The sequence below is a fragment of the Microbacterium sp. genome, from assembly GCF_047971895.1.
In the GTDB taxonomy this organism is placed as follows: Bacteria; Actinomycetota; Actinomycetes; order Actinomycetales; family Microbacteriaceae; genus Microbacterium.
This window is the reverse complement of sequence record NZ_JBKEAF010000089.1, coordinates 1-15,570: the sequence shown is the minus strand read 5'-3', so window position 1 is coordinate 15,570 and position 15,570 is coordinate 1. Positions and strand designations below refer to the sequence as shown.

The 15,570-nt window shown below is 70.1% G+C and carries 19 protein-coding genes and 1 pseudogene; 13 read left to right on the top strand and 7 right to left on the bottom strand.

Features of this window, described 5'->3' with window-relative positions; genetic code table 11:
- Nucleotide 1: 1 nt before the first annotated feature.
- On the top strand, nucleotides 2-790 hold the full coding sequence (locus ACK5IN_RS06925; RefSeq protein WP_416895462.1) for an ABC transporter ATP-binding protein: 789 nt from the start codon (nucleotides 2-4) through the stop codon (nucleotides 788-790).
- A gap of 98 nt (nucleotides 791-888) precedes the next feature.
- Nucleotides 889-1,146: a type B 50S ribosomal protein L31 gene (locus ACK5IN_RS06920; protein WP_416895461.1), complete on the top strand. Its 258-nt coding sequence runs from the start codon at nucleotides 889-891 to the stop codon at nucleotides 1,144-1,146.
- Nucleotides 1,147-1,197: 51 nt separating this feature from the next.
- On the opposite strand, the gene ACK5IN_RS06915 is transcribed toward ACK5IN_RS06920, so the two are convergent.
- Entirely contained in the window at nucleotides 1,198-1,914 is a 717-nt protein-coding gene (locus ACK5IN_RS06915; protein ID WP_416895460.1) for a 3'-5' exonuclease, read from the bottom strand.
- Nucleotides 1,915-1,978: 64 nt separating this feature from the next.
- Between ACK5IN_RS06915 and ACK5IN_RS06910 the strand changes: the two genes are divergently transcribed.
- Nucleotides 1,979-2,881 carry an alpha/beta fold hydrolase gene (locus ACK5IN_RS06910; protein WP_416895459.1) on the top strand — a complete coding sequence of 301 codons (903 nt, stop codon included), beginning with the start codon at nucleotides 1,979-1,981 and terminating at the stop codon, nucleotides 2,879-2,881.
- Here ACK5IN_RS06910 and ACK5IN_RS06905 read toward each other — a convergent pair.
- The gene (locus ACK5IN_RS06905) at nucleotides 2,838-2,960 is read right to left on the bottom strand and encodes a CGNR zinc finger domain-containing protein (protein WP_416895458.1); all 123 of its coding nucleotides are present in this window, start codon (nucleotides 2,958-2,960) and stop codon (nucleotides 2,838-2,840) included. The two genes, ACK5IN_RS06910 and ACK5IN_RS06905, sit on opposite strands and share 44 nt — an antisense overlap.
- Between ACK5IN_RS06905 and ACK5IN_RS06900 the strand changes: the two genes are divergently transcribed.
- Nucleotides 2,923-3,141, top strand: coding sequence for a hypothetical protein (locus ACK5IN_RS06900; RefSeq protein WP_416895485.1), 219 nt, complete (start codon nucleotides 2,923-2,925; stop codon nucleotides 3,139-3,141). The genes ACK5IN_RS06905 and ACK5IN_RS06900 overlap by 38 nt on opposite strands.
- Here ACK5IN_RS06900 and ACK5IN_RS06895 read toward each other — a convergent pair.
- A complete protein-coding gene (locus tag ACK5IN_RS06895) occupies nucleotides 3,113-3,586 on the bottom strand; it encodes an Lrp/AsnC family transcriptional regulator (protein ID WP_416895457.1) in 474 nt (157 codons plus the stop codon). The two genes, ACK5IN_RS06900 and ACK5IN_RS06895, sit on opposite strands and share 29 nt — an antisense overlap.
- 164 nt (nucleotides 3,587-3,750) lie before the next feature.
- Between ACK5IN_RS06895 and pdhA the strand changes: the two genes are divergently transcribed.
- The 3 genes from pdhA to ACK5IN_RS06880 are packed head-to-tail and all read left to right on the top strand — an operon-like array spanning nucleotide 3,751 to nucleotide 7,237.
- Complete coding sequence (gene pdhA, locus ACK5IN_RS06890; protein WP_416895456.1) at nucleotides 3,751-4,878, top strand: pyruvate dehydrogenase (acetyl-transferring) E1 component subunit alpha; 1,128 nt, start codon at nucleotides 3,751-3,753, stop codon at nucleotides 4,876-4,878.
- A complete protein-coding gene (locus ACK5IN_RS06885; RefSeq protein WP_416895455.1) occupies nucleotides 4,875-5,885 on the top strand; it encodes an alpha-ketoacid dehydrogenase subunit beta in 1,011 nt (336 codons plus the stop codon). The genes pdhA and ACK5IN_RS06885 overlap by 4 nt, the downstream gene beginning before the upstream one ends.
- A complete protein-coding gene (locus tag ACK5IN_RS06880) occupies nucleotides 5,882-7,237 on the top strand; it encodes a dihydrolipoamide acetyltransferase family protein (RefSeq protein WP_416895454.1) in 1,356 nt (451 codons plus the stop codon). Before ACK5IN_RS06885 ends, ACK5IN_RS06880 begins: the two co-directional genes overlap by 4 nt.
- Before the next feature lie 21 nt (nucleotides 7,238-7,258).
- Here ACK5IN_RS06880 and ACK5IN_RS06875 read toward each other — a convergent pair whose 3' ends face one another.
- Entirely contained in the window at nucleotides 7,259-7,855 is a 597-nt protein-coding gene (locus ACK5IN_RS06875) for a TetR/AcrR family transcriptional regulator (RefSeq protein WP_416895453.1), read from the bottom strand.
- A gap of 115 nt (nucleotides 7,856-7,970) precedes the next feature.
- On the opposite strand from ACK5IN_RS06875, the gene ACK5IN_RS06870 reads away from it, so the two are divergent.
- From ACK5IN_RS06870 to ACK5IN_RS06860, 3 genes are read left to right on the top strand one after another with little or no spacing between them, the layout of a single operon-like run.
- Nucleotides 7,971-9,146 carry an acyl-CoA dehydrogenase family protein gene (locus ACK5IN_RS06870; protein WP_416895452.1) on the top strand — a complete coding sequence of 392 codons (1,176 nt, stop codon included), beginning with the start codon at nucleotides 7,971-7,973 and terminating at the stop codon, nucleotides 9,144-9,146.
- 10 nt (nucleotides 9,147-9,156) lie between these two features.
- Nucleotides 9,157-9,633: a MaoC family dehydratase gene (locus ACK5IN_RS06865; protein WP_416895451.1), complete on the top strand. Its 477-nt coding sequence runs from the start codon at nucleotides 9,157-9,159 to the stop codon at nucleotides 9,631-9,633.
- Complete coding sequence (locus ACK5IN_RS06860; protein WP_416895450.1) at nucleotides 9,630-10,445, top strand: HpcH/HpaI aldolase/citrate lyase family protein; 816 nt, start codon at nucleotides 9,630-9,632, stop codon at nucleotides 10,443-10,445. Before ACK5IN_RS06865 ends, ACK5IN_RS06860 begins: the two co-directional genes overlap by 4 nt.
- 12 nt (nucleotides 10,446-10,457) lie before the next feature.
- Here ACK5IN_RS06860 and ACK5IN_RS06855 read toward each other — a convergent pair whose 3' ends face one another.
- A complete protein-coding gene (locus tag ACK5IN_RS06855) occupies nucleotides 10,458-11,291 on the bottom strand; it encodes a Sir2 family NAD-dependent protein deacetylase (RefSeq protein WP_416895449.1) in 834 nt (277 codons plus the stop codon).
- A 57-nt stretch (nucleotides 11,292-11,348) separates the two neighbouring features.
- On the opposite strand from ACK5IN_RS06855, the gene ACK5IN_RS06850 reads away from it, so the two are divergent.
- A complete protein-coding gene (locus ACK5IN_RS06850) occupies nucleotides 11,349-12,152 on the top strand; it encodes a TrmH family RNA methyltransferase (RefSeq protein WP_416895448.1) in 804 nt (267 codons plus the stop codon).
- On the opposite strand, the gene ACK5IN_RS06845 is transcribed toward ACK5IN_RS06850, so the two are convergent.
- Nucleotides 12,099-12,980 carry an SGNH/GDSL hydrolase family protein gene (locus ACK5IN_RS06845; RefSeq protein ID WP_416895447.1) on the bottom strand — a complete coding sequence of 294 codons (882 nt, stop codon included), beginning with the start codon at nucleotides 12,978-12,980 and terminating at the stop codon, nucleotides 12,099-12,101. The genes ACK5IN_RS06850 and ACK5IN_RS06845 overlap by 54 nt on opposite strands.
- 113 nt (nucleotides 12,981-13,093) lie before the next feature.
- On the opposite strand from ACK5IN_RS06845, the gene ACK5IN_RS06840 reads away from it, so the two are divergent.
- Nucleotides 13,094-14,950, top strand: a complete 1,857-nt coding sequence (locus ACK5IN_RS06840; protein ID WP_416895446.1) for a DEAD/DEAH box helicase — start codon at nucleotides 13,094-13,096, stop codon at nucleotides 14,948-14,950.
- Between the two features lie 124 nt (nucleotides 14,951-15,074).
- Here ACK5IN_RS06840 and ACK5IN_RS06835 read toward each other — a convergent pair whose 3' ends face one another.
- Nucleotides 15,075-15,260, bottom strand: coding sequence for a hypothetical protein (locus tag ACK5IN_RS06835; protein ID WP_416895445.1), 186 nt, complete (start codon nucleotides 15,258-15,260; stop codon nucleotides 15,075-15,077).
- Between the two features lie 104 nt (nucleotides 15,261-15,364).
- On the opposite strand from ACK5IN_RS06835, the pseudogene ACK5IN_RS06830 reads away from it, so the two are divergent.
- Nucleotides 15,365-15,570, top strand: a pseudogene (locus ACK5IN_RS06830) (rubrerythrin family protein); the annotation flags it as partial.

Sequence of the window (15,570 nt, the reverse complement as noted above, 5' to 3'; positions counted from 1 at the left end):
CATGCCGCAGGTGCTCGAGTTCTCCGACGTCGTGGTGCGTCGGAACGGCCGGAACATCGTCGACGACCTCTCCTGGGAGGTGGCAGACGATCAGCGGTGGGTGATCCTTGGGCCCAACGGCGCCGGAAAGACGACCCTGCTGCTGCTGGCCGACACGCTCATCCACCCCACTTCGGGCACCGTCGACGTGCTCGGCGAGCGCCTGGGGCGCACCGACGTGTTCGAGCTGCGTCCGCGCATCGGCTTCGCCTCGTCGGCGATGGCCAAGCGCGTCCCGCCCGAGGAGACGGTGCTCGACGTCGTGCTGACCGCGGCGTACTCGGTGCTCGGCCGCTGGAACGAGGACTACGAGGACATCGACGAGCGCCGTGCCCTGCGGGTGCTCGCCGAGTGGCGGCTCGACCATCTCGCCGACCGCAGCTTCGGGACGCTCTCGGACGGCGAGCAGAAGCGCGTGCAGATCGCCCGGGCCGTCATGACCGACCCCGAGCTGCTGCTGCTGGACGAGCCCACCGCGAGCCTCGACCTCGGTGCGCGCGAAGAGCTGCTGGCGCTGCTCGGCGGCTACGCGCAGGCCCCGACCACTCCGGCGATGGTGATGGTGACCCACCACGTGGAGGAGATCCCGGTGGGGTTCACGCATGTGCTGCTGCTGCGCGAGGGTGCCGTCGTGGCGGCGGGTCCGCTGGCCGACACGCTGACCGCCGACAACCTCACCGCCGCGTTCGGGCTGCCGATCGTGCTGACGCAGGGCGCCGGACGGTACGCCGCGCGGGCCGCCGATTCCTGAGCAGCTCGATCGGTGATAGGATTGCTCTTTGGTGCATTCGCATCGCGGACACTGGTCCCTGGTTCTCAGCAGGGACGCCATCCCATAAAGGACTCCTCATGAAGACTGACATCCACCCCGACTACCACGCGGTCGTGTTCCGTGACCTCGGCTCGGGTGAGACGTTCCTGACGCGTTCCACCGTCACCAGCGAGAAGACGATCGAGCTCGACGGCGTCGAGTACCCCGTCATCGACGTCGAGATCTCGTCCGCCTCGCACCCGTTCTACACCGGCAAGCAGCGCATCATGGACTCGGCCGGTCGCGTCGAGAAGTTCAACCAGCGCTTCAAGAACTTCGGCGGCAGCTCGAACTGATTCGCCGTACAGCGTCACGACGAAGACCCCGCCCCGGCGGGGTCTTCGCGTTCAGCGGATCGGCCAGCTGCCGTCGATCGGATCGTCGGGGTCGATACGCCCGATGCGCACGAAGTACTCGGTGAGGCTCTCGGCCTGTGCGCGCGCCCAGCCGATCTGACGCGTGTGCAGCTCGGCGACGGTCGGCGGCAGTCGGTCGGCATAGCGCACGGCGAGTGCCTGCGCGACGCGCCCGGCGGCGATCGCGTCTGCGGATGCCTCGTGCGCGCCGTCGAGCGGCACCGCGTAGTGCGCAGCGACCACCGAGAGCGTGCGCTTGCCGCGCCGGTAGCGGTCAGACCGCTTGTCGACGACGAGCGGATCGATCACCGGCGACGGGTGCTCGATGGGAGCCACGCCGTGACGGGCCGCCTCGTGCTTGAGCAGCGAGAAATCGTACGGGGCGTTGTAGGCGACGACCGGGATGCCGGCGGCGAACAGCGCACGCAGGGCGTCGGTCACCTCGCGCACCACCGTGGCGGCAGGGGTGCCGTGCGTGCGTGCGTAGGCGGTCGTGACGCCGTGGATCGCCGCCGCACCCTCGGGGATGTCGATCCCGGGGTCGGCCAGCCAGGTGCGCGACTGCAACACTGCGCCCGTGGCATCCAGCGTCCCCACATGCGCCGTGACGATGCGATCGTGCGCGACGTCGACACCGGTCGTCTCCAGGTCGAACACGCCGACGGTGCGGCACCAGTCCGGGGTGTCGAAGAGGGCGAGCTGCTCCATGCCTGCAACGGTATGCGCCGGCTCGGACATCGGCCGGCAGGCGCACCGACCGTAGACTCGTCGGGTGCCCGTCTCCAGTCCCTACGCCGACCGCCTCTCGGCCATCGTCGTGCAGCGACGCGAGATCGGCGTGCTGGGCGGTACCACCGCGTACTGGGTCTACGGGCCCGAAGACGCCCAGACCACGCTCATCGCGGTGCACGGGTTCCGCGGTGAGCACCACGGGCTCGAACCCGTGGTCGCCCACCTCGAGGACATCCGCGTCGTCATGCCGGACCTGCCCGGTTTCGGCGAGACCGCCCCGGTCCCCGCGCGCAGACACGACCTCGACCTGTACGCCGAATGGCTGCAGGAGTTCGCCGCGCTCGTCGCCCCGGAAGCAGTGATCCTGGGGCACTCGTTCGGGTCGATCGTCGCGGCGGCCGCGGTCGCCCGCGGACTCGCGACATCACAGGTCGTCCTCGTGAACCCCATCGGTGCCCCGGCGCTGCAGGGGCCGCGCGGCATCATGACCCGGCTCGCGGTGCTGTACTACGCCGCAGGTGCCAGGCTGCCGTCGCGAGTGGGCACGGCGCTGCTGCGCAACGGGGCGATCGTGCGGGTCATGAGCGAGACGATGGCCAAGACGCGGGACAAGCAGCTGCGCGCCTTCATCAACGACCAGCACGACAGGTACTTCTCCCGCTTCTCGGACCGCGACGTGTTGCACGACGCGTTCGTGGCCTCGGTCTCGCACGACGTGCGCGAGTTCGCACCGCGGATCGCCCAGCCCACGCTGCTGATCGCCGCGATGCAGGACGACATCACCCCGATCGAGAAGGAGCGGGAACTGGCAAGGCTGTTCCCGTCGGCACAACTGGTCGAGATCGCAGAGGTCGGTCACCTGATCCACTACGAGACGCCGGAGGCCGCCGCCGCGGCGATCACGGCGTTTCTTGCTCCGCCTGCCACCGGCGATACGCGTTGACGCTCATCCGATTGCCGCAGTTCCCCTCGTCGCAGTAGCGCGTGGACCGGTTCTGTGGGATCGTGCTGTTCGGCCTCACCGTCGTCGCCGGCTGTCAGCTGCTGCTGCTCCCAGCGATGCAGCGGATGCCCGTGGCCGTCGCGCTTCTCATCCCGTACCTGGCGCCGGCGCTGCTGGTGATGTACGCCTGGGCGCGCACGGGGCCGTCAGCGGCGGTCGCGGCGGCGCAGCCTACGCTTCCGCCTTCGCCAGCTCCATGAGCGGGCGCAGGCGATAGGGGATCACCTCGCGCATCACCAGATGCGTCTCAGTGCGCTCGACGCCGTCGATCGCGAGGACCCGCGCATCGGTGTCGAACAGATGCCGGGCGTCGCGGCACGCGACGCGCACCAGCAGGTCGACCTGACCGCTGAGCCCGTGCGCCTGCGTCACTTCGGGGACGGCGGCGAGCTCTTCGGTGATGCGGGGAATGTCGACCTGCCGCAGCTGCACGTTGATGAACGCCTCGATCGGAAAGCCGAGCGAGGGCGCGGCGATCGAGCGCTCGAACGAGAGGAACGCGCCGTCGCGTTCGAGGCGCCCCATGCGTGCCTGCACTGTGTTGCGCGACATGCTCAGACGTTCGGCGAGCGCCACGACCGTCGCCCGCGGATCGTCGGCGAGCGCAGCGAGAAGTCCGAGGTCAACGTGATCGAGAGTCGCCATAGTGTGAAAGATTAGCAGGACAAACAGCGGTATTTGTTGGCAACATGCTCAAACAGAATCGAGACGCTTGAGCGAGGTGCATTGTCGACGTACCCTCTGAGTGACCGGCGAAGATGCTGGCATCCGCCGCGGCGCCACGAGCGCGAGAGCGACAGGAGAGCACGATGACGCGAACTCTGAACCCGGCAGCCGACCTCGCGACCGATACCGAGGACGTTGCCCGGCTGCTGACACCCGACGGCGAACGGGTCGCCGATCCGGCCCTCGATCCCTTTGTGGCCGACGTGACCGCCGACGAGCTGCGCGGCCTCTATCGCGATATGGTGCTGGTACGCCGCATCGATACCGAGGGGGTCGCCCTGCAGCGGCAGGGGCAACTCGGGCTGTGGGCGCCGTGCCAGGGGCAGGAGGCGACCCAGGTGGCGACGGCCCGTGCGATGCGTGCCGACGACTTCGCCTTCCCCAGCTACCGCGAGATCGGCGTCGGCTATGTGCGCGGTGTGACGCCCGCAGACTTCGTGCTGTCGTGGCGCGGTGAGGAGCACTCCACGCTGTCGCCGTACGAGATCAACTCGGCGGTGCCGCAGATCATCATCGGTGCCCAGACGTTGCACGCGGTCGGCTACGCGATGGGCGTGCAACGCGACGGCACCGACCAGGTCGCCGTGACGTACTTCGGCGACGGGGCGACCAGCCAGGGGGATGTCAACGAGGCGATGGTCTTCGCCTCGTCTTTCGGCGCCCCTGTCGTGTTCGTGTGCACCAACAACCAGTACGCGATCTCCGAGCCGGTCTCGCTGCAGGCGAAGTTCCCGATCGCCGGGCGTGCCCCGGGCTTCGGCATCCCGAGCCTGCGCGTGGACGGCAACGACGCGCTGGCCTGCCTGGCCGCGATGCGCTGGGCGCTCGCGCACGCGCGAACCGGCGGCGGACCTGCCTTCATCGAGGCTGTGACGTATCGCATGGGCCCGCACACCACGTCGGACGACCCGACCCGCTATCGCGACAGGGAGGAGGTCGAGCGGTGGCGTCGTCGTGACCCCATCGCCCGCGTCGAGGCGCATCTGCGTGCGCGCGGCGAGTTCGACGACACTCTCGCCGCGCAGGTGCAGCGCGACGCCGACGAACTGGGCGCTGCGGTGCGAGCCGCGTGCCTGGGCGCCGTCACGCGCGATCCGATCACCGTGTTCGACCACGTCTACGCCGAACCGCACCGCGGGATCGACGAGCAGCGCACGGCGTTCGCCGCGTACCTCGAGGGCTTCGCCGACGCCGAGGAGGTGGCGCGATGACGCAGTTGACCATGGCGAAGGCGCTCAACGAGGGCCTTCGGCGCGCGCTGAGCGACGATCCCAAGGTGCTCGTCATGGGCGAGGACATCGGCACGCTGGGCGGCGTCTTCCGCATCACCGACGGCCTCATCGACGAGTTCGGCGCGCAGCGCGTGGTCGACACCCCGCTGGCCGAGTCAGGCATCATGGGCACCGCGGTGGGCCTCGCCTACCGGGGGTACCGGCCCGTTGTCGAGATCCAGTTCGACGGGTTCGTCTACCCCGCGTTCGACCAGATCGTGTGCCAGGTCGCCAAGCTGCATTACCGCACCGGCGGCAAGGTCAGCGTGCCGATCACGATCCGCATCCCGTGGGCCGGGGGCGTGGGCGCAGCCGAGCACCACTCCGAGTCGCCCGAGGCGTACTTCGTGCACACGTCCGGGCTGCGCGTGGTCGCGGTCTCGAACCCGCAGGACGCCTACACGATGCTGCAGCAGGCGGTCGCGTGCGACGACCCGGTGGTGTTCTTCGAGCCCAAGCGGCTGTACCACACGAAGGGCGAGGTCGATCTCGGCTGGGCGCTGGACGACGCGCCGCCGATGGGACTGGCCCGCGTCGCACGGCCGGGCACAGACGTCACGCTGCTGACGTACGGCGCGCAGGTCGCGACGGCGATGGATGCCGCACTCGCCGCGGAGGACGAGGGCATCTCGCTGGAGGTCATCGACCTGCGCTCGCTGTCGCCGGTGGACTACAAGACAGTGGCGGCGTCGGTGCGCAAGACAGGGCGCGTCGTCGTCACGCACGAGGCGGCGAGGGAGGCGGGTGTCGGTGCCGAGCTGATCGCGAGCGTCACCGAGAAGTGCTTCTATCACCTCGAAGCGGCGCCCGTGCGGGTGACCGGCCATGACACTCCGTACCCGCCGGCGAAGCTCGAGAAGCACCATGTGCCCGATCTCGACCGGATTCTCGATGCGGTCGATCGGGTGCTGGATCGTCCGCACTCGCTGACGGGGGTGGAGCTGTGATCCAGGAGTTCCGCCTGCCCGATCTCGGCGAGGGCCTTCCCGAAGCCGAACTGGTGCAATGGCTGGTCGCGGAGGGCGACCCGGTCGCGCTGAACCAGACCATCGCCGAGGTCGAGACGGCCAAGGCCGTCGTCGAGCTGCCGTCGCCCTACGCCGGGGCCATCGCACGCCTGCACGCGCAGCCGGGCGATGTCGTCGAGGTCGGTGCGGTGCTGGTGGCGTTCGAGCTGGAGGGGACGGCTGCCGCATCCGTACCCGACGACGGTGCCGACACGACGGCCGACGAGGCCGCCACCCCGAACCTCGTCGGCTACGGGGCCGCGCCCAAGGCCGCGGGGCGGCCGCAGCGTCGTGCGCGCAGAGCCGCGGCATCCCGCCCTCCTCGCGCGATCGACACGGCCGTGCTGGAAGCCGCTCCGCACGATGCGCTGCCTGCACCGGTCGACGCCGAGGTGGCGCTCGAGCGACCGAGGTCGACGCCGCCCGTGCGCAAGTTCGCGAAGGATCTCGGCGTGGATCTCGTGCTGGTCGCGCCGACGGGAGAGAACGGCCTGATCACGCGGTCCGATGTCGAGGCGTACGCCGCCCGGGTCGAGGCGGTGCCCGGGACGCAGGATCGGAGGGAGCGCCTGCCCGATGCCGGCGCCGCGCCGCGTGAGCGCCGCACTCCGATCCGGGGGGTGCGCAAACACACCGCCGAGGCGATGGTGCGCAGCGCCTTCACCGCGCCGCACGTGACGACCTTCCTCACCGTCGACGTCACCGCGACGATGGAGCTGATCGCGTCGCTCAAGACCGATCGGGCGCTGCAGGGGCATCGCATCGGCGTGCTCGCCGTGGCGGCCAAGGCGGTGTGTCTCGCGCTGCGGGCGATCCCCGAGCTGAACACGCGGTGGGACGATGCCGCCAGCGAGATCGTCGAGTTCGGCTACGTGAACCTCGGCATCGCCGCGGCGACGTCGCGCGGTCTCATCGTCCCGAACATCCGCGATGCGGACCGGATGACGCTGGTGGAGCTCGCTGACGCGATCGGTGTGCTCGCCGAGACGGCGCGATCGGGCCGGACCGCACCCGCCGACATGACTGGCGGCACGTTCTCGATCACGAACGTGGGCGTCTTCGGCGTCGACACGGGCACACCGATCCTGAACCCCGGTGAGGCCGGCATCTTCGCGCTCGGCGCGGTGCGAAAGCAGCCGTGGGAGCGCCACGGCGAGATCGCGCTGCGCGACGTGATGACGCTGAGCGTGTCGTTCGACCACCGGCTGGTCGACGGCGAGCAGGGTTCGCGCTTCCTGAAGGCGGTCGGCGACGTGCTGAGCGAGCCGGGGCGGTCGATGCTGCTCGGGTAGCCTGCTCGGCGGAACCGCGGGTCAGAGCCGTAGCCCGGCGAGTGCCATCGCGGTGAGGATGGCACGCACCTCGCCCTCGTCGGGCACCGGCTGCAGCGCACGCACGCTGTGCGGGGTCGAGTTGATGAGCCCGAACGCGGCGTGCGCGCGCACCCGCAACGCGACGGCCGGCGCCTCGGGGTGCAGCTGCTGGAGCACACTCACCCACAGTTCGACGTACTCGCGCTGCAGTCGCCGGACGGCGTGTCGGTCTTCGTCGGACAGGCTCTGCAGGTCGCGGTCCTGCACGCGGATGACGTCGGCACCGTCGAGGGCGAAGTCGACGTGGAATGCGACGAGCCGCTCGAGCAGCTCGTCGGCGGGCACATCTTCGTGCACGACGGCGAGTCCACCATCGTGCAGCCGTGCGCTCACGTCTGTGAGCACGGCGCCCAGCAGCGCCTGCTTGTTCGCGAAGTGACGATAGATCGCCGGCCCGCTCACACCGACCGCGGTGCCGAGATCTTCCAGGCTGACGCCGTTGAAACCATGCGCGGCGAACAGGCGCGCGGCCTCTCTCAGCAGTGCGGCCTGCCTGCTGGCCTTCGCGCGTTCCCGCCCGGTGACACCCGTTGCCAATTCAGTTAATCCTCGCTAACCTAAATGAACTCGGTTAGGGAAAACTAACCAGAGGTCCGTTCTCCCGACAACCGGCGTGACCGGATCGTGACACGGATCCGACGATGGAGGAGCCATGGGCAACGCAGCCACGAGCAGCATCACCTACGACCTGACCGATGACGAGCGCGAACTGGCTGGCATGGTTCGCGACTTCGCCGAGACCGTCGTCGCACCGCAGGCCTATGAGGCCGATCGCACGCACACGCTCCCACTCGACGTCGTGGCGCAGATGGGGGAGATGGGCCTGTTCGGGCTGCCGTTCCCCGAGGAGCTCGGCGGCCAGGGCGGCGACTACTTCGCGCTGTGCCTGGCGATCGAAGGCCTCGGGCGGGTGGACCAGTCGATCGCGATCACCCTCGAAGCCGGCGTGAGCCTGGGCGCCATGCCCGTGTTCCGGTTCGGCACCGACGCACAGCGGCAGGAGCTGCTGCCCGATCTGCTCGCAGGCAGGGCGCTGGCCGGATTCGGCCTCACCGAGCCTGAGGCGGGGTCGGATGCCGGGGCCACCCGCACCACCGCGCACCTGGACGGCGGTGCGTGGGTGATCAACGGCGCGAAGCAGTTCATCACCAACTCGGGCACCGCGATCACCCGCTTCGTCACGGTCACCGCTGTCACCGGCCAGAGGAACGGCCACAAAGAGATCTCCACGATCATCGTGCCCAACGGCACGCCCGGCTTCACCGTCGAGCCCGCCTACGACAAGGTCGGCTGGCACGCATCGGATACGCATCCGCTCACCTTCGCCGACGCGCGCGTGCCCGAGGGCAACCTGCTGGGGGAGCGCGGCCGCGGCTTCGCGAACTTCCTGCACATCCTCGACGAGGGGCGCATCGCGATCGCGGCGCTGTCGACCGGCGCGGCGGAGGGATGCGTCGAGGCCGCCATCGACTACGCCCGCCAGCGCACGGTGTTCGGCACGCCGCTGGCGACCCGGCAGCATGTGCAGTTCACGATCGCACGCATGCAGGCGCGCGTGCACAACGCACGCCTGGCGTGGCATCACGCCGCGCGTCTGCGCGACGCAGGCGCGCCGTTCAAGGTCGAAGCGGCGATCGCGAAGATGACGGCGTCGGATGCCGCGATGGACAACGCGCGCGACGCGACGCAGATCTTCGGTGGAAACGGATTCATGAATGAGTACCCGGTCGCGCGTCACTACCGCGATTCGAAGATCCTCGAGATCGGCGAGGGCACCACCGAGGTGCAGCTGCTCGTCATCTCGCGGGCGCTGGGACTGGAAGGGTAGCGTTTCTCGAGTGAACGAACACACGCAGCGCGGTCTGTACTACGACGAGCTCGACGTCGGCGCGCGGTATCTGCACCGCCCCGGCCGCACTATCACCGATGCCGACAACACCCTGTTCTCGGCGCTCACGATGAACACGCAGGCCCTGCACGTCGATGCGGCCTATTCGGCGACCCAGCCGTTCGGCCGTCCGCTCATGAACTCGATGTGGACGCTGGCGACGCTCGTCGGGCTGTCGGTGGCGCAGATCACTCAGGGTACGCTCGTCGCCCAGCTCGGCTTGTCCGACATCGCGTTCCCGCATCCGCTGTTCGCCGGAGACACGCTGTACGCCGAGACGGAGGTCGCCGACAAGCGGCTCTCGCGATCGCGACCTGGCCAGGGCCTTGTGACCCTGACCCACACCGGCCGCAACCAGGATGGCACCGTCGTGGCCACGGCCACGCGGGTCGCGCTCCTGTGGCTCAACGCGGAGGCGATATCGTGAGCGCATTCGACCTCGGCCCGGCACTGCTGTTCTGCCCGGCGGACCGCCCCGAACGCTATCGCACGGCGCTCGAGCGTGCCGACGCGGTGATCATCGACCTCGAAGACGCTGTGGCAGCGCCCGCCAAGACAGCCGCGCGGGGCGCCCTGATCGAATCCGACCTCGACCCCGAGCGCGTGGTCGTACGCGTCAATGCACTCGACACGCCCGACGTCGAGGCCGACCTCGTCACGCTTTCGCAGACCGACTACCGCACCATCATGGTGGCCAAGGCCGAATCGCCCGAGCAGCTGAAGACTGTCGATGCGCGCTTCGCGCTGATCGCGCTCTGCGAGACGGCCAAGGGCGTGGTCAACGCCGAGCGCATCGCCGAGCTGCCGACCGTCACCGGGCTCATGTGGGGTGCCGAAGACCTCGTCGCCTCGCTGGGCGGCACCTCGAGCCGCAAGCCCAACGGACGCTACCGCGACGTCGCGCGCGCCGCGCGTGCCCGTGTGCTGCTGGCCGCGGGCGCGCGCGGCAAGGCTGCGATCGACGCGGTGCATCTCGACATCGCCGACGTGCGGGGCCTGCGCCGCGAGGCGAAGGATGCCGCAGCCTCCGGGTTCGCGGCGACCGCCTGCATCCACCCCTCCCAGGTGGAAGTCATCCGCGCCGCCTACCGCCCCGACGTGAACCAGGCCGACTGGGCGCGCGCGGTGCTCGAAGCGGCCGAGACCGAGCGCGGGGTGTTCACTTTCGACGGACGCATGGTCGATGAGCCGGTGCTGCGGCACGCCCGCTCATTGCTGCGCCGCGCGTCGGGAGCCTGAAGCGCGCCTCGGTCACACCGACGCCGTCAGTCCATCGGCGATGGCGCGCAGCAGGTCGCTTGCACCGCCGTCGATCTTGAGGGTGGCACGATCGTCGGCCTTCGTGGTGCCGCGATTGACGATCACCACGGGGAGGCGACGCCGATGGGCGCGCTCGACCAGGCGCATGCCCGAGTTCACGACGAGCGATGAACCGGCCACCAGGAGGGCGTCGCTGTCGCCGATGATCGCCTCGGCCTCACGGAACTTCTCGCCGGGGATGAACTCCCCGAAGAACACGACATCGGGCTTGAGATCACCCGCGCACAGCGAGCACCGGGGCAGCACGAAGGCCGCGCTCGTCTCGGGCGGCACGTCACCGTCCGGCCCGAGCCGGACGGCATCGGGGACGATGATCCACGGGTTGTCGTGCTCGATGCGCGTCGCGATGTCGCGCCGGTCGAAAGTCTGCCCGCACCGTGTGCAGCCGACCCGCCGCATCGCGCCGTGCAGCTCGACGACCCGGCGACTGCCCGCGCGCAGGTGCAGGCCGTCGACGTTCTGAGTGATCACGCCGGTGCTGAGACCGTGTTCCTCCAACTCGGCGAGCGAACGGTGCCCGTCATTGGGCGGCACCGACGAGAAGGCACGCCAACCCAGATGGCTGCCCACCCAGTAGCGGCGTCGGGCGGCGTCGTCGGCGAAGAACGCCTGTGCCGTGATCGGCGTGCGCACCGGCGCCCCCTCCCCGCGGTAGTCGGGGATGCCGCTGTCGGTCGAGACGCCAGCCCCGGTCAGCACGGCGATGCGACGGCCGGAGAGCACCGCCACGGCCTCGCTCGCGAGTGCCGCCGCGGAATCCGTCACGCCGGAAGTCTAGGGCCACGCGACGCATGTGGGCGTCGCGTCTGCGAAAGTTGTCGGATGCGGATCGAACGAGTGGATGCCGCGGACGATCCGCGACTGGCCGACTATCGCGACCTCACCGATGTCGCTCTGCGGCGGCGACTCGAACCGGCCGGCGGTCTGTACATCGCAGAGTCGGCGAAGGTGATCGCACGGGCCCTCGCCGCCGGGCACGAGCCGCGCTCGGTGCTCGTGCAGGACCGCTGGCTCGCCGACGCCGAGCACCTGCTGGACGGGACGGATGCCGCGGTGTACGTCGTCCCCGCCGCGATCGCCGAGTCTGTGACCGGCTACGCCGTGCATCGCGGTGTGCTGGCGGCGATGCACCGCCCCGCCGTCATGCCGGTGGCGGAGGTGATCACCGGGGCTCGCACCGTGGTCGTGCTCGACGAGATCGTCGATCACACGAACGTCGGCGCGGTCTTCCGCAGCGCGGCCGCACTCGGTGCCGATGCCGTGCTGGTGTCGCCACGCTGCGCCGATCCACTCTACCGGCGCAGCGTGCGGGTGAGCATGGGCACGGTCTTCCAGGTGCCGTGGACTCGGTTGCCCGCGTGGCCGGAGGCCCGCGGCATCCTGCACTCCGCCGGATTCACCATCGCTGCCCTCGCCCTGGCCGACGACGCGATCGACCTCGAGTCGTTCGCGGCGAGCCGTCCCGCCTCGGTCGCGATCCTGCTGGGCGCGGAGGGCGACGGCCTCAGCCGTCCCGCCATGGACGCCGCCGACGTCGTGGTGACGATCCCGATGACCGGGCAGGTCGACTCCCTAAATGTCGCCGCGGCCAGCGCCGTCGCCGTGTGGGCCCTCGGCCGACACTGATCCGACCGACGGGACGACGGGGGAGGGCTCGGGGCGCTTGGCCGTGATGTGATCGCCCGACGACTGGTGGCGCAGCCGCCGCAGGACCCACGGCACGAGATACTCGCGCGCCCAGACCAGATCGTGCGCACGCGCTTCGCGCCATGTCCGGGTGGGCAGCGGATCGGGCTGCATGGGCTGCAGGTCGTTGGGCACGTTCAGTGCGCGCAGCACCATCCTGGCCACCTCGTGGTGACCGAGGGCGTTGTAGTGCAGCCGGTCGTCGTCGAAGAATCGCATGTCCTGCACCTCCTTCAGCGCCCACTGGTCGGCGACGATGCAGTCGTGCCGGGCAGCCAGCGCCCGGATGTTCTCGTTGTAGATCGCGACGCGCCCGCGGATGCCGCGGAACACCGGCGTGAAGTTCGTGTCGATTCCGGTGAAGACCACGAGGGTCGCGCCGGTGCTCGACAGGCGCACCACAGCGTCCTCGAACCGCTCGGCGACGGCATCGGGGTCGGCGCCGGGACGGATCACGTCGTTGCCGCCGGCCGAGAAGGTGACCAGATCGGGCTTGAGCTGCAGTGCCGGCTCGATCTGCTCGTCGAGGATCTCGCCGATGAGCCGTCCGCGGATCGCGAGGTTCGCATACGCGAAATCGTCCACCTGCCCGGCGAGCACCTCGGCGACCCGGTCGGCCCAGCCGCGCACGCCGTTGGCGGACCCGGGATCGGGGTCGCCCACACCCTCGGTGAACGAGTCGCCGAGGGCGACGAAGCGCCGCCAGGGGTGCGGGCCGTCATTCGGGACGTACGGGGTGCGGTGCTCATCCGGACCGCTGCGCGACATCTCGCCTCCTCCACCCGGAACCCACAGATCCGAGCGTACCCGCCGTCGGCGTCCGATGTCGGCGACGTGCCTTAGGGTGGTGACTCGTCGCGTCGAGCAGGGGAGGAGAGCGGATGCCGTTCGACAGCGCCTCCGGCCAGCCCGGCGGTTCTTCGGAGCAGTTCGGCAGTTTCGCCGCCGAGCACCTGTCGCCGTCCTTCCCGCAGCGCGCCCCGTGGGGCACGGCGCAGCGGTTGCGCGCATGGCAGGCCGAGGCGCTGGACGCGTATTTCGGTGCCGACGGGCCGGACGGCGCCGGCAAAGGGCCGCGGGACTTCCTCGCAGCGGCCACTCCCGGCGCGGGCAAGACGACGTTCGCGTTGCGTCTGGCGAGTGAACTTCTGCGTCGAGGTGTCGTCGAGCGCATCGTCGTGGTCGCCCCGACCGAGCACCTCAAGACCCAGTGGGCGGATGCGGCGGCGCGCGTGGGCATCCGACTCGACCCGCGGTTCTCGAACCGGCAGAGCGCCCCGTCGCGCCAGTTCCACGGTGTTGCGGTGACCTACGCCCAGGTGGCGGTCAAGGCATCCGTCCACCGCGATCTGATCGATCGGCACCGCACCCTGGTGATCCTCGACGAGGTGCACCACGGCGGCGACGCCCTGTCGTGGGGCGATGCGTTGCGCGAGGCGTACCAGCGCGCCACACGTCGTCTGCTGCTGAGCGGAACCCCGTTCCGCAGCGACACAGCGCCGATCCCTTTCGTGGAGTATCACCCGGACGAACGCGGCATCCGCCTCTCGCGCACCGACTTCAGCTACGGCTACGGGCGGGCACTCGCCGACGGCGTCGTGCGTCCGGTGCTGTTCCTCGTGTATGCGGGCAGGATGCGCTGGCGCACCAAGGCGGGCGACGAGGTCGAGGCGCAGCTGGGCCAGGACAACACGAAGGATGTCACGGCGCAGGCGTGGCGCACGGCTCTCGATCCGGAGGGCGACTGGATCCCGGCGGTGCTGGCCTCGGCCGACCGCAGACTCGGCGAGGTGCGTGCCCAGGTGCCCGATGCCGGTGGCCTCGTGATCGCGACCGATCAGACCTCCGCACGTGCCTACGCGACGATCCTGCGGTCGATCACGGGGGAGGACCCCGTCGTGGTGCTGTCGGATGACCCGGCTGCGTCCGGTCGCATCGAGCAGTTCGCCGAGGGTGCGGCGCGGTGGATGGTCGCCGTGCGCATGGTGTCGGAGGGCGTCGACGTGCCCCGGCTGGCGGTCGGCGTGTATGCGACGAGCGCATCGACGCCGCTGTTCTTCGCGCAGGCCGTCGGACGCTTCGTGCGCGCGCGCCGGCGCGGCGAGACGGCCAGCGTGTTCGTGCCGAACGTGCCGCAGCTGCTCGAGCTCGCCGCAGCCCTCGAGCGCGAACGCGATCACGCGCTGGACCGCGAGTCGGACGGCGACGACGGGCTGCTCGACGACGACCTGCTGGACGAGGCCGAGCGCGAGGAACACGCGTCGGACGAGCTCACCCACGAGTTCGAATACCAGGCGCTCGGCTCGGTCGCGCACTTCGATCGGGTGATGTACGACGGCCGGGAGTTCGGCCAGCTGGCCGTGCCCGGTACGCCTGAAGAGGAGGAGTTCCTCGGGCTGCCGGGACTGCTCGAGCCCGAACACGTACACGAACTGCTCATGCAGCGTCAGGCGCGCCAGGGAAAGCACCGGCGACTGCGCGAGGCGCGTGCGCGCGTGCACGGCGACGAGCTCCGCGCCGAGCAGGCCGCGCTGCCCGCGCCTCTGCACCGCACGCTGCGCGAACAGCGCCAACTGCTCAACGCGCTCGTGGGGCTCTACGCGCGCCAGAGCGGCGACCCGCACGGCGCCGTCCATGCCGAGCTGCGCCGCCTGTGCGGTGGGCCGGCGGTGGCGCAGGCGACGGTGGCACAGCTGCAGTCCCGCATCGAGCTGCTGCGGCGTCGTGTGCACTCGTAGACCCGTGTATTCGGCCCCTGCATGGCCGCCGAGTGCGCGCTCGCATTGCGGGGCGGGAGCATGGGCGGCGCCCCCGCAGGGAGTCCAGGAAGCCACGACGGCAGCGCCGCGTGCGAGACGACCATCAGGTGCCTGCCCAGCGCTCTGCGAGTCCCGGGATCGGTGGCAGTTCGTCGTGCACGCCCGCAGCGATCGCGACTGTGCGAGCTCCGAGGGTGGAGCCGTCGACGAGCACGACTCGCAGCCGGTCGCCGATGTCGCTCGCGCGGGCGACCTCGCCGGTGCCGTGGAATGACGGGTCGGACGGCATCGTTCGGATCTCCGAAATGCTGGCAATCTACGCCCGGCGGCGGCGACCTTGCCATCCGCTGGCTAGCCTCGTAGCGTCCCTGTTCGGCTGTCTCGGAGGTCTGTGTGAGCACGCCCGCTCCCCCCACTGCCCGCGATCGCCGGCGGTGGGCGCAGTATCTCGTCAACGAACGCGCCGAAGCGCGCGTGTACCGTGCGCTGGCCGGTCGGCGCATGGGGGAGGATCGTGAGATCCTGCTCGCCCTCGCCGACGCCGAAGGCCGCCACGAGCAGCACTGGCTGACGCTGCTCGGGGGAGAGCCCGCATCGCT

Bases quoted from the DNA above. Each gene is read 5' to 3' on its own strand.
- ACK5IN_RS06925 (WP_416895462.1), top strand. From the start codon at position 2: ATGCCGCAGGTGCTCGAGTTCTCCGACGTCGTGGTGCGTCGGAACGGC.
- ACK5IN_RS06920 (WP_416895461.1), top strand. From the start codon at position 889: ATGAAGACTGACATCCACCCCGACTACCACGCGGTCGTGTTCCGTGAC.
- ACK5IN_RS06915 (WP_416895460.1), bottom strand. From the start codon at position 1,914: ATGGAGCAGCTCGCCCTCTTCGACACCCCGGACTGGTGCCGCACCGTC.
- ACK5IN_RS06895 (WP_416895457.1), bottom strand. From the start codon at position 3,586: ATGGCGACTCTCGATCACGTTGACCTCGGACTTCTCGCTGCGCTCGCC.
- pdhA (WP_416895456.1), top strand. From the start codon at position 3,751: ATGACGCGAACTCTGAACCCGGCAGCCGACCTCGCGACCGATACCGAG.
- ACK5IN_RS06885 (WP_416895455.1), top strand. From the start codon at position 4,875: ATGACGCAGTTGACCATGGCGAAGGCGCTCAACGAGGGCCTTCGGCGC.
- ACK5IN_RS06870 (WP_416895452.1), top strand. From the start codon at position 7,971: ATGGGCAACGCAGCCACGAGCAGCATCACCTACGACCTGACCGATGAC.
- ACK5IN_RS06850 (WP_416895448.1), top strand. From the start codon at position 11,349: ATGCGGATCGAACGAGTGGATGCCGCGGACGATCCGCGACTGGCCGAC.
- ACK5IN_RS06845 (WP_416895447.1), bottom strand. From the start codon at position 12,980: ATGTCGCGCAGCGGTCCGGATGAGCACCGCACCCCGTACGTCCCGAAT.
- ACK5IN_RS06840 (WP_416895446.1), top strand. From the start codon at position 13,094: ATGCCGTTCGACAGCGCCTCCGGCCAGCCCGGCGGTTCTTCGGAGCAG.
- ACK5IN_RS06835 (WP_416895445.1), bottom strand. From the start codon at position 15,260: ATGCCGTCCGACCCGTCATTCCACGGCACCGGCGAGGTCGCCCGCGCG.